Origin of the sequence: Desulfofundulus salinus (assembly GCF_003627965.1) — a bacterium.
Classification (GTDB): Bacteria; Bacillota; Desulfotomaculia; order Desulfotomaculales; family Desulfovirgulaceae; genus Desulfofundulus; species Desulfofundulus salinus.
Window position 1 is genome coordinate 1344760 of sequence record NZ_RBWE01000001.1, and the last position, 11909, is coordinate 1356668.

Below are 11909 nucleotides of genomic sequence, written 5' to 3' on the forward strand. Positions count from 1 at the left end.
GACACCGTACAGGCACTTTTTGTATAATTACTCCGAAATTATGATGGGCTTTCCTTACACCGGCGAAGAGCGGTTTTTCTTTTTAAACGGGAGGTAAGTATCGTGACCGGGAAGGAGATCAGGGAAAAATTTCTCAAATTTTTTGAAGCGAGGGGGCACCGCATTCTGCCCAGCGCTTCCTTGATTCCCACGAACGATCCCAGCCTTTTATGGACGGCCGCGGGAATGGTTCCCTTTAAACCTTATTTCACGGGTGCCGCCAAACCGGAGGTGCGGAGGGTAGCCACCTGCCAGAAGTGCCTGCGCACGCCGGATATTGAGTCGGTTGGCCGTACGGCCCGGCATCATACCTTCTTTGAGATGCTGGGCAATTTCTCCTTTGGGGATTATTTTAAAGAAAAGGCCATCCCCTGGGCCTGGGAGTTCACCACCAGGGTTTTGGGATTGCCGGAGGAAAAGTTGTGGATTTCCATTTACCTGAATGATGATGAGGCCTTTGACATCTGGCACCGGGAGGTGGGCGTCCCCGCCGAACGCATTGTGCGCATGGGCAAAGACACCAACTTCTGGGAAATCGGGGTTGGTCCCTGCGGTCCCTGTTCGGAGATTTACGTTGACCTGGGAGAAGAGCGGGGGTGCGGTTCCGCCGGCTGCGGGGTGGGCTGCGACTGTGACCGTTACCTGGAGATCTGGAACCTGGTGTTTATCCAGTTTTTCCGGGATGAAGCCGGGAATTATACGCCGCTGGCCAGCAAGGGTATTGATACCGGTATGGGTTTGGAGCGGGTAGCTTCCGTGTTGCAGGGAGTGCCCAGCAACTTCGATACCGACCTGTTCCGGGAAATCATGGATTTTACTGCCGGCCTGGCGGGCGTAAAATACGGTGCCGACGGCAAAACCGACATGGCTCTGAAGGTAATTGCCGATCACTGCCGGGCGGTCACTTTTGCCATTTCCGACGGGGCCCTGCCTTCCAACGAGGGGCGGGGTTATGTACTCCGGCGGCTTTTGCGCCGGGCGGTGCGTTTTGGACGGGTGCTGGGACTGCACGAACCTTTCCTTTACCAGGTGGCCGGGGCGGTGATCAAACAGATGGCCGGTGCCTATCCCGAGCTGCCGGCCAATCAAGGGCATGTGCTGAAAATAATCCGCAGTGAAGAAGAACGTTTCGGAGAAACCCTGGCCCAGGGTACGGAAATTTTGAACCGTCTGGTTCAGGAGGCCAGGGCCGCCGGCTCCACGGTCATCCGGGGAGAGGATGCCTTCCGCCTTTATGACACCTACGGTTTTCCCCTGGAGTTAACCCGGGAAATGGCTGCCGAGGAAGGGTTAACCGTGGATGAGGAGGCTTTTGCCCGGGCCATGGAGGAGCAGCGGGAAAGGGCCCGCCGCGCGCGCCAGGAAACGGAATACCTTTCCGAGAAGGACGCCTTTTATCAAGTACTGCGGGATAAGCTGGGGGAAACCCGTTTTGTGGGCTACGATACCCTGGAAGCCCGGGGTAAGGTTCTGACCCTGCTTAAAGAAGGGCGTCCGGTGGACAAGGCGGTTGCCGGTGAGGAAGTGGAATTCATCCTGGATGTGACTCCCTGTTATGCCGAATCGGGCGGGCAGGTATCCGACCACGCCCGGGTCAGCGCCCCTGAACTGGAGGTTCAGGTCCTGGAGGTTTCCCGTCCTGTTGAAGGACTCATTGTTCACCGGGGCAAAGTCCAGAACGGGGTTTTGAAGGAAAATGATAGCGTACTGGTAGTGGTTGACGGTAAGCGCCGCCGCGACACTGCCCGCAATCATTCGGCGACCCACCTGCTCCATAAGGCCTTGAAGGAAGTCCTCGGCCCCCACGTGAATCAGGCCGGTTCTTTAGTGGAACCGGATCGCCTGCGCTTTGACTTTACCCATTATGCTCCGGTGTCCCCGGAAGAACTGCACCGCATAGAGGAAATGGTAAACCAGGCGGTGCTTGAAAATCTCCCGGTCCAGACCTTCATTACCTCCCTGGAAGAGGCGCAGGCCATGGGGGCGGCTGCCCTCTTTGGCGAGAAATACGGGGAACATGTCCGCGTGGTTAAGATGGGGGACTTCAGCCTGGAACTTTGTGGCGGTACCCATGTGAGATCCACCGCTGAAATTGGGCTTTTTAAATTAATTAGCGAGGGCAGTGTGGGTGCCGGGTTGCGCCGGGTGGAGGCGGTGACCGGTGCCGGGGCGCTGCGTTATGTCCGGGCCCGGGAGGAACAGCTGGCCCAGATCGCGTCCCTGGTCAAGGCTACCCCGGCGGAAGTGGTACACCGGGTGGAGTCCCTGGTGAAGGAAGTAAAAGAACTGGAACGGGAAAGCGAAGGGTTGCGTGCCCGGCTGGCCCGTTACGAAGTGCAGAGCCTGCTGGAACAGGTGAAAGACCTGGACGGCGCCAAGTTCCTGGCCGCTAAAACCAGCGCTCCCGATATGGACAGCCTGCGGGCAATGGTGGACCTGTTGCGGGAGCGGCTTGGTTCGGCGGTAATTCTCCTGGCCAGCCCGGCAGGGGAAAGGGTCAACCTGGTGGCGGCAGTGACGAAAGATTTGCTACCCAGGGGATTACATGCCGGCAAGCTGGTTAAGGAAGTGGCTTCCATGCTTGGCGGTGGAGGCGGCGGAAGGCCGGAGATGGCTCAGGCAGGAGGCAAGGATGCCTCCCGACTCCAGGAGGCGCTGCAAAAGGCCTACACCGTGGCTATAGGACAGTTAAAGAGCTAAGCGGGTTTTGACCCGCTTTTTTTATCCTGGTAGTTTTTTGACAATAGAGGAAAAAGGGTTGGACCAACGAATATAGATCCCAGAGGGGGTTATATTCTTAAAAAGGGGGGGCTTTTGGCCGTGAGCAGGGAAACTTCCGAAAATACCGTTATGTTCAAGGTTGAAGCGGAGGAAGTAAACCAGGCGAAGGAAATACTGCTTTCAGTGTATGCCGCGCTGAAGGAAAAGGGATACAATCCGATCAACCAGCTTGTAGGCTATTTATTATCCGGGGACCCGGCCTATATTACCAGCCACAACAATGCCCGCAGCAAAATCAGGCGGCTGGAACGGGACGAGCTGCTGGAAGAGCTGGTGAGAAGCTACTTAAAGGATGCAGAAGCTATTTAAAGGTTTTTAGAAAGAAGGAAATACCTTTTGGAGTACCGGATACTGGGTCAAACGGGGATAAAAGTGTCCCGCCTTTGTTTCGGTGCCCTTACAGTTGGTCCACTGCAGGCCGCCCTCCCGGTGGATAAGGGGGCAGCGGTGATCCGCCGGGCACTGGAAGCAGGTGTGAATTTTATTGATACAGCAGAGTATTACCAGACTTACCCATATATTTATGAAGCCACCAGGGGCTGGGCGGGAGAAGTAGTGGTTGCCTCCAAGTCCTATGCTTATACCTGGCAGGGGATGCGGCAAAGCCTGGAAGAGGCATTGAGGGCCCTTCACCGGGAATATATCGATATTTTTCTCCTCCACGAGCAGGAATCGGCCCTGACCATCCGGGGGCACTGGGAAGCGGTGGAGTATCTATTAAAGGCCAGAAAAGAAGGATTGGTAAGGGCCATCGGCATCTCCACCCACAGTGTGGAGGGTGTACGGGCGGCGGCCCGCATAGCTGAATTTGATATCATACATCCAATTATCAATATAGCCGGGATTGGCATTCAGGGAGGAACCAGAGAGGATATGCTGGCAGCCATTGCCGAGGCCGCCAGCTTTGGCAAGGGTATATACGGCATGAAGGCTTTAGGGGGGGGGCATCTCATACCCAGGGCGCAGGAAGCGCTTGCCTTTGTCCTTGGCATTCCCCAGCTGGCCAGTGTGGCCGTGGGAATGCGGACCGTGGCGGAAGTGGATTTCAACGTGGCAGTTTTCAGCGGGATGCCGGTTCCATCCGGGCTCTGGGCCAGGGTGGGGCGTCAAAAACGCCGTTTACATATTGAGGATTGGTGCAGTGGCTGCGGGCGCTGCGTGGAAAGGTGCGGGGCGGGGGCGCTGTTCCTGACTGGCGGGCGGGCGGCGGTTGATCCTTTAAAGTGCCGCTTATGTGGCTATTGTGGCGCAGTTTGTTCGGACTTCTGCATCAAGGTGATCTGAGGGCCAAGGGAAAGAGAGGAATGACTTTTTGGGTTTGCGGATATTGGGATTGGACGTAGGAGAAAAAACCATTGGAGTGGCGGTAAGCGATCCCCTGGGGTGGACGGCTCAAGGAATAGGGGTCGTTCGCCGGGACCGGCCAGATGGCCACGTGATGGCGGAATTAAAAAAACTGGTTCAGGATTACCAGGTGGAGCTAATAGTGGTGGGCTTGCCCCGCAATATGAACGGTACCCTCGGCAGGCAGGGTCAAATGGTGCTCGATTTTGCCCGCCAAATCGGTGCCGAACTGGGCCTGCCGGTAGAAACATGGGACGAGCGTCTCAGTACCGCCAGTGCGGAAAGGATTTTGCTGGCTGCCGATGTCAGCCGGGCCAAACGTAAGAAAATAATTGATAAAATGGCAGCGGCAGTTATTTTGCAGGGCTATTTGGATTCCCGGAATAAAAAGGCCGGAAATGGGGAAAATTAACTATAGCTTTTTTAATTCTCACGGTTAAGAGCAGGGGAGCAATCGTTGGATTTTGGTCAGGCCGTAGGGTTACTGGTTTCTTGACAAAAAGGTTGCTCTTGATATAGAATAGGCACAACTTGTTAAAAAGAGGTGAGGGATATGCCCGAACAGGAGCTGGAACTGGAAGAGGTAATCACACTGGTGGATGAAGACGGCCAGGAGCAGGATTTTGAGGTTATCGATATCGTACATTTGGAGGGCTCCAAATACGCCATTTTGCTCCCCCTGGAGGAAACTGGTGACGATGAGGGGGAAAATGAAGGGGATGATGAGGGCGAGGCCATTATCCTGAAGTTTGAAAAGGATGAGGACGGCAACGAAATCCTGGTCGATATTGAAGATGACGAGGAGTGGGAAAAGGTAGCCGATTACTGGGAGGAAATGATAGCCGGTGAGGATTCCTGATTGGGACAGGGTAGTTCACCACAGGTAGAGAAAAGCTGGGGACAGGGGGCACCTGGATCATCCAGCTTTTTTATTTCCAACCTGCACTTGTCGCCGGCAAGTTTCACACTGTCCCCCTTCACAGGTGGCTTATATTTTAAATATCCATGAACTTGTGATGGAACTTTTTTGCCCTTTATGTCGTCTTAAGACAGGGGGGAGAAAATGAGGAGGACTTATCTTGTCATAGTCGGCTTTATCACCGGTATTTTTCTGGCGGTTGGCGCCGTTGGTGCTACCTCTGTTTACGGCCGTGAGCAGGTTGTTCCCGGCGTCCGGGTAGCCGGAATAGACCTGTCCGGTATGGACAGGGAAGCGTGCCGGCGGGTCCTGGCTTCCCTGGAGGAAAAGCTAAATACCACGCCGGTTGTTTTTCATTACCGGGACCGTACCTGGACCTTTTCTCCACCGGAAATTGGTTTGCGTCTGGACACGCAGGCCATATTAACCGGGGCCCTGCAGGCCGGCCGGGATGCACAATGGTGGTTGCAGTGGTACAGGCAGTGGAAAATCAAGAAGGAAGGTTACGAGCTTCCTCTGATGGTGGTTCTCAGCCGGCAGAAATTCAATCAAAAACTCAACGCCCTGGCCGGAGAAATCGCCACCCCGCCCCGGGACGCCGCCTTTCGGGTTCTGCCCGATGACCGCATTGAAATTGTCCCGGGCCACGACGGGATGAAAGTGGATGAAGAACGGGCCTACCGGGATTTGCTCTCCGCCCTTTCCGCCGGTAAAAAACCGGAAATTCAACTTAACATGGTGCATGTGAAGCCCCAGACCACCACGGAAGAGGTCCAGGCTATGGGGCTTAAAGGTCTTCTATCTTCCTATACCACCAGTTTTGATGCTTCCTATACAGACCGGGCTTATAATATCCGGGTGGCCGCGGCGGCCCTTGATGGATTGCTCGTCCCGCCGGGGCAGGAAGTTTCCTTTAATAAGGTAGTTGGACCCAGGAGTTCCGAAGCCGGATATAAAAACGCCAAGGTGATTGTCAACAACCAGCTGGTGGATGGCCTTGGGGGAGGTGTGTGCCAGGTAAGCAGCACACTGTACAATGCAGTCTTGCTGGCGAACCTGGAGGTGCTGGAGCGTACCAACCATTCCCTGCCCGTCCCCTATGTTCCCGTCGGCCGGGATGCGACGGTGGTTTACGGGGCCATTGATTTTCGCTTCCGCAATAATACTGAAAGTTATATTTATATCCGTTCTGCCGTTAACGGAGGCCGGCTAACTTTTAAAATTTACGGAAATACAGATTACAAGGTGCCGGTGGAAATCCACACCCGGATAACGGAGGTTCTGGAGCCAAAAGTTGTGCGGGAGCCCGACCCCAATCTGGAGCGGGGAGAGCAGGTGGTCAAGCAAAAGGGTGTCCGGGGGTACCGGGTAGTAACCGAGCGTGTGGTGAGGGAAAACGGCCAGCTGTATACTGAACGGCTCCCGGGTAGTTTTTATAAGCCGGTGAACCAGGTGGTGGCTATAGGCACCAGGGAACCGAGTACCGGACCGGTGGTTCCCCCGCCTTCATCCGGCCAGAAACCACCGCCGGATAAAAAGCCACCGGCTGCGGGTGATTCCCCCGGAAAAACACCTGCGGACGAGGAGGATGTAAAACCTCGGGAAGAAACGCCGGAGCCAGCCAATGGTGAAGATATGGCTCCACCGGAACGACAATCCCCCGAGGGTAATGGTAGCGTGCCCGAGGTAGTCTACCCCGCCGGTTCTCCGTAAAACCCGGCTTGGTTTCAGCCCATTGTTTCGACACGGGAATTGATGTATAATGTGATAATTAAAACAGGCAGGTAGCAAAATGAAAAACTTGCAAAGTGTCTTCAAACAAAAGGAAAAAAAGCGGTTGCTGGCCGGAGGTATAGTCCTTTTGGGGCTTTTTGTACTCATTTACACTTTGGGAATGCTTTCCCCGGTGGCCTCCGGCCAGGGTCAAACCGTAAACATAACCATTCCCCGATCTGCTTCCAGCAGTAACATCGGACATATTCTTCATGAACAGGGACTGGTGCAAAGTGCCTGGTTTTTTAACTTTTATACCCGTCTTAAAGGGGTGGACGGGAAGCTCAAGGCGGGTCGTTATACTTTCCATACTGCCCAGTCCCTGCCCGAAATTGTCAACGAACTGGTTAAAGGACCGGCCGACGACCATGTTTTCACCGTTCCCGAGGGATTTACCTTAAAACAGATAGCGGAACTGCTGGAAAGGGAGGGGCTGGTAACCCGGCAGGACTTCCTGGCTGCTGCCGCCGGGGACAGGTTTGACTACCCCTTTTTACAGGGGCTCCCCCCGGGGCCCAACCGGCTGGAGGGGTATCTATTTCCTGATACCTACCGGGTGGGAAGCAACACCAGCGCCCATGAAGTCATCGACCTCATGTTATCCCGTTTTGACCAGAAGTTAAAAGAAATGGATTATTACCGGAAGGTAAAGGCAGCCGGCTTAACCCTGCACCAGGCGGTGATCATAGCTTCCATGGTGGAACGGGAGGCCCGGGTGGATCGGGAACGCCCGTTAATAGCCGGCGTTATTTTTAACCGCTTAAAGTTGAACATGCCTTTACAGGTCGATGCCACGGTACAGTATGCCCTGGGCAGTCACAGGGCAAAACTGTACTATAAGGATCTGGAGGTGGATTCCCCCTATAACACATACCTGATCAGGGGTCTTCCTCCAGGCCCCATAGCCTGTCCGGGGGAAGCCTCCCTGCTGGCCGCCGTGCAGCCGGCCAAGACCAGTTACCTGTATTATGTGGCCAGACCTGACGGTACCCATGCTTTTGCCAATACCCTGGACGAGCATAACGCCAATAAGCGAAAATACATACGCTAAGATAAGGGCAGTAAATGAAGGTGATTCTGGTATGGCTGTTCCGGAACTCCTGGCTCCGGCCGGGGATCTGGAAAAATTGCAGGCAGCCGTGATTTACGGCGCCGATGCCGTTTACCTGGGAGGGAAACGGTTTGGTTTGCGGGAAAGGGCGGGTAACTTTACCCTGGAGGAAATGGCTGTGGGAGTGGATTTCGCCCATGCCCGGGGAGTGAAGGTTTATGTTACGGTGAACATCTTTGCCCACAACCGGGATCTTGATGAACTGCCGCATTATTTAAAACAACTGGAACAAATCGGTGTGGACGCCGTTATTATCTCCGACCCCGGCGTGCTGGCCCTGGCCCGGGAAATAACCCCCGGATTACCGGTGCACTTGAGCACCCAGGCCAATACCACCAACTGGATGGCCGCCCGTTTCTGGCAGGAGCAGGGAGTGTCCCGAATTGTCCTGGCCCGGGAGCTTACCCTGGATGAAATTCGGGAAATTCGCCGGCAGGTGCAGGTGCCTCTGGAAGTTTTTGTCCACGGAGCCATGTGTATCTCCTATTCCGGACGCTGCCTGTTAAGCAACTACATGACCGGGCGGGATGCCAACCGGGGGGACTGTGCCCAGGCCTGCCGCTGGCGCTATGCCCTGGTGGAAGAAAAGCGGCCGGGGGAGTACTTTCCCGTGGAGGAGGGTTCACGGGGCACCTATATTTTAAGTTCCCGGGATCTCTGTCTTTTGGAATATATTCCCCAGCTGGTGGAAGCGGGAGTTGACAGCTTAAAAATTGAGGGCCGGGTCAAAAGCGTGCATTATGTGGCCACGGTGGTAAGTGTCTACCGCCAGGCCCTGGATGCCTGCCGGGCAGATCCGGCCCGCTTTCAGGTTCAGACACGGTGGCTGGAAGAACTGGGCAAGGTCAGCCACCGGGAATACACCTCCGGTTTTTTCACCGGTACACCGGCAAAAGCAGCCCAGGGTGCGGTGGACTCCATTTACCGCCGGCCCTATACTTTTGTTGGTGTGGTACGGGATTATGACCCCGCCAGGGGACTGGCCCTGGTGGAACAACGGAACCGTTTTGCCCGGGGTGAAGAGCTGGAGGTGCTGCTCCCCGGCGGGCAGACATTTTCCTTTGTATTGACCGGTTTATACAACGAAGAAATGAGCCCCATTGATGCGGCACCCCATCCCCGGCAAAGGGTTTTTCTCTCCCTGCCCCGACCCGTTCAGCCCTGGAGCCTTTTGCGCCGCCGGGAAGAGTATAATAATTAGTTCACCGGGCTATGCTATTGGATAAAAATGGTGCAGGATGTGGAACTGTGCAGGGAAGGCGCCTGGTCATCCTTTTTTCCCTTTTCCTGTTTTGCTTTGCCTTTTTGCTTTTCCACCTGGCCGTTATTCAGCTGGGCCGGGGGAGTGACTATGCCTTTTTAGCCCTGGAAAGGGAAACCCAGTCGGTACTTTTGGAAGAATATCCCCGGGGAGAAATCCTGGACAGGCGTTTACAACCCTTGACCGGCAGTTTTGATGCCAACCGGGTGGTGGTTTTCCCCGGGTTGATTCGGGACAGGCAGGCGGTCATTACCTCCCTGGCCGGGATTTTGGGGTTGCCGGTAGAAAAAATAGCCCCATATTTTGACGGACAGCCCTGTTATTTACCCTTTTCCCTAACCCCCGGCCAGGTAAAGGCCATCCGGGAGCACCAATGGCCCGGTGTTTTAGTGTTGCCGGTCCACTTGCGCTACGGTCCCACACCCCTGGCCGCCGGGGTGGTCGGTTACCTGGGACGGGTGCAGTCAAGAGAAGTGCTGGACGCCTTGAGTGTCAAAAGCCAGAAGAGCTACAGTTTGAGCGACTGGATCGGCCAGGCCGGCCTGGAAAAATATTACGAAGGTGAACTCAAGGCCACCCGGCCCAAAAGTGCCGCCCGGCTCTTCGTTGATGCCGCCGGCAGGCCCATACCGGGACTGGGCCTTGCCGTTGATCTCCAGTCGGTGGATCCGGGACGGCAACACCTGGTTACCACCCTGGACGCCAGGATCCAGCGGGTGGTGGAGGAAATAATGGATCGGCGGATAAAGAAAGGGGCAGTGGTGGTTATGGAACCCCATACCGGGGATATCCTGGCCCTGGCCAGCCGCCCCGTTTACGATCCCCGTCCCGGTAACCTGGCTAAATACCTGGCTCCAGGTGAAAAAGGGACCTTTACCGATCAGACCACGGCCCTGTTCACCCCGGGTTCGGTATTCAAGGTGGTGGTGGCCGCTGCCGCCCTGGCGGAAGGAATTGTTAAACCTGACAGCCAGTTTAATTGCCAGGGGAGTCTGGACCAGCCTGTACGCTGCTGGTATGATCCCGGTCACGGTGTCATTGGTTTTAGCCAGGCCTTTGCCGAATCCTGCAACCCGGTGTTTGCCCGGGTGGGATTAAAACTGGGGGCCAGGAAACTGATCGACTACGCCGGCCGTTTCGGGCTGGATGACCAGACAGTTACCGGTTATCCCGTACCACCCGATGGGCGTCAGAACTGGCAGCTGGTTGCCGCCCCCCACAACCTGGTCAATAGCAGTTTGGGTCAGGGGCCGGTGCTGGCCACTCCGGTACAAATTACGGCCATGATGAGTGTTATCGTTAACGACGGTATGTATATTCAACCACGTCTGGTGCGGGAGTTACGCAACGACGCCGGTCAGGTGACCCGTTCTTTCCCCCTGGGGCCCAGTCACAGGGCCATTCCCGCATCCACGGCCGCCCAGGTAAGGGAGATGTTGCAGCTGGTGACCACGGAAGGTGTTGGCCGCCAGGCCTACGTGCCGGGTTACGGCAGCGCCGGGAAGACCGGCTCTGCCCAGGTGGACGGCCGGGGTAAGGTAAATGCCTGGTTTACCGGTTATGCTCCCCTGCAAGATCCCCGTTATGTAGTGACGGTTCTGGTGCAGGAAGGGATCAGCGGGGGAGAAACGGCCGCTCCGGTGTTCCGGGAGATCATGGAGAAAATTCTCACCCTGCCGCCGGAATAAGGCCGGCGGCTTCATTACTTTTACTCATACGTTGACTGCTTAGTAAAGGTATAGTAGGATAATAGTATAATTTGATCTGGGAGTGTTGAGGATGATTGTCAAGGGGGAAAAAATTCGTGCCCTGCGGGAAGAGCGAGGATATACATTGCAGGACCTGGCCCGGCGGGCGAACCTTTCCCTATCATATTTGAGCGAAATTGAGCGGGGTTCCAAACGCCCATCTTTGAAAACCATTGAGAAGCTGGCCGCCGCCCTGAACGTACCCAGGGCACAGCTCATTGAGGGAGATGTTACGGACAGCGGCCTTTCTTTGGGCGATAAGATTCGCATTATGCGCAGTGAAAAAAACCTTTCGCTTCAGGAACTGGCCAACCGGGCGGGCATTTCCCTGTCTTACTTGAGTGAAATCGAGCGGGGCACCGTTTACCCTGCTTTAAGCACTTTAAAGCGTATTGCCGAGGCACTGGAAGTGCCACCCACTTCCATCATGGGGCAGGAGGGTTCTCTGGGCCACAAGCTGAAGGCCCTCCGGGAAGAGTACGGGCTTACCCAGGCCCAGCTGGCGAACCTGGCGGGGGTTACAGCCGGGCTTATTGGCCAGATCGAGCAGGGAAAAGTGCAGCCTTCTCTCAAAACGCTGGAAAAACTGTCCGAGGTGATGGGTGTCTCTCCGTGCTACTTTATTATGGAACCGGGGGCAGTGGATCAGATGCTCAGTTTAATGAACCCCGAACTGCGGGAGTTGCTCATGCACCCCAACGTGCAGTCGGTGTTGAGCCTGGTCTGCAACCTCACCCAGAAGGAGTTACAGTTTGTCTTGAATTTCATTCAACTCTTTAAGCGCTCTGATCTATGCTGAGAAGGGAGCGGCTTTGCTTTTAAGCAGGTGCCGTTCTCTTTTATTTTTCGCCTGTAAGAGCCAATTGCGATGTTCGGAAGTAGAGATGAATAGGCCGTTTTAGGGCAGTGGCAAAAATATTTTACCCCGGCACG

The 11909-nt window shown here is 55.4% G+C and carries 10 protein-coding genes; all 10 read left to right on the forward strand.

The features are described 5' to 3' along the window. Nucleotides 1-102: 102 nt before the first annotated feature. Nucleotides 103-2739 (forward strand): alanine--tRNA ligase, encoded by a 2637-nt coding sequence (gene alaS / locus D7024_RS06875; RefSeq protein ID WP_121451120.1) that lies wholly within the window; start codon nt 103-105, stop codon nt 2737-2739. Nucleotides 2740-2859: 120 nt separating this feature from the next. After that, nucleotides 2860-3129 carry an IreB family regulatory phosphoprotein gene (locus tag D7024_RS06880; RefSeq protein ID WP_121452497.1) on the forward strand — a complete coding sequence of 90 codons (270 nt, stop codon included), beginning with the start codon at nt 2860-2862 and terminating at the stop codon, nt 3127-3129. 27 nt (nt 3130-3156) lie between these two features. Next, nucleotides 3157-4104 (forward strand): aldo/keto reductase, encoded by a 948-nt coding sequence (locus D7024_RS06885; protein WP_121451121.1) that lies wholly within the window; start codon nt 3157-3159, stop codon nt 4102-4104. Nucleotides 4105-4138: 34 nt separating this feature from the next. Beyond that, nucleotides 4139-4576, forward strand: coding sequence for a Holliday junction resolvase RuvX (ruvX, locus tag D7024_RS06890; protein WP_121452498.1), 438 nt, complete (start codon nt 4139-4141; stop codon nt 4574-4576). A gap of 141 nt (nt 4577-4717) precedes the next feature. Then, nucleotides 4718-5023, forward strand: a complete 306-nt coding sequence (locus D7024_RS06895) for a DUF1292 domain-containing protein (protein WP_121451122.1) — start codon at nt 4718-4720, stop codon at nt 5021-5023. A 204-nt stretch (nt 5024-5227) separates the two neighbouring features. After that, a complete protein-coding gene (locus tag D7024_RS06900) occupies nt 5228-6796 on the forward strand; it encodes a VanW family protein (RefSeq protein ID WP_121451123.1) in 1569 nt (522 codons plus the stop codon). 79 nt (nt 6797-6875) lie between these two features. Then, complete coding sequence (gene mltG, locus D7024_RS06905; protein ID WP_121451124.1) at nt 6876-7907, forward strand: endolytic transglycosylase MltG; 1032 nt, start codon at nt 6876-6878, stop codon at nt 7905-7907. Nucleotides 7908-7938: 31 nt separating this feature from the next. Then, nucleotides 7939-9168 (forward strand): peptidase U32 family protein, encoded by a 1230-nt coding sequence (locus tag D7024_RS06910; protein WP_121451125.1) that lies wholly within the window; start codon nt 7939-7941, stop codon nt 9166-9168. A gap of 47 nt (nt 9169-9215) precedes the next feature. Further along, entirely contained in the window at nt 9216-10916 is a 1701-nt protein-coding gene (locus D7024_RS06915) for a peptidoglycan D,D-transpeptidase FtsI family protein (protein ID WP_207666903.1), read from the forward strand. 91 nt (nt 10917-11007) lie between these two features. Then, the gene (locus D7024_RS06920; protein WP_121451127.1) at nt 11008-11775 is read left to right on the forward strand and encodes a helix-turn-helix domain-containing protein; all 768 of its coding nucleotides are present in this window, start codon (nt 11008-11010) and stop codon (nt 11773-11775) included. Nucleotides 11776-11909: the final 134 nt, after the last annotated feature.

What these genes read in the sequence shown, in the direction of transcription:
- D7024_RS06895 (WP_121451122.1), top strand. Translation starts at nt 4,718, where the DNA reads ATGCCCGAACAGGAGCTGGAACTGGAAGAGGTAATCACACTGGTGGAT.
- D7024_RS06900 (WP_121451123.1), top strand. Translation starts at nt 5,228, where the DNA reads ATGAGGAGGACTTATCTTGTCATAGTCGGCTTTATCACCGGTATTTTT.
- mltG (WP_121451124.1), top strand. Translation starts at nt 6,876, where the DNA reads ATGAAAAACTTGCAAAGTGTCTTCAAACAAAAGGAAAAAAAGCGGTTG.
- D7024_RS06910 (WP_121451125.1), top strand. Translation starts at nt 7,939, where the DNA reads ATGGCTGTTCCGGAACTCCTGGCTCCGGCCGGGGATCTGGAAAAATTG.
- D7024_RS06920 (WP_121451127.1), top strand. Translation starts at nt 11,008, where the DNA reads ATGATTGTCAAGGGGGAAAAAATTCGTGCCCTGCGGGAAGAGCGAGGA.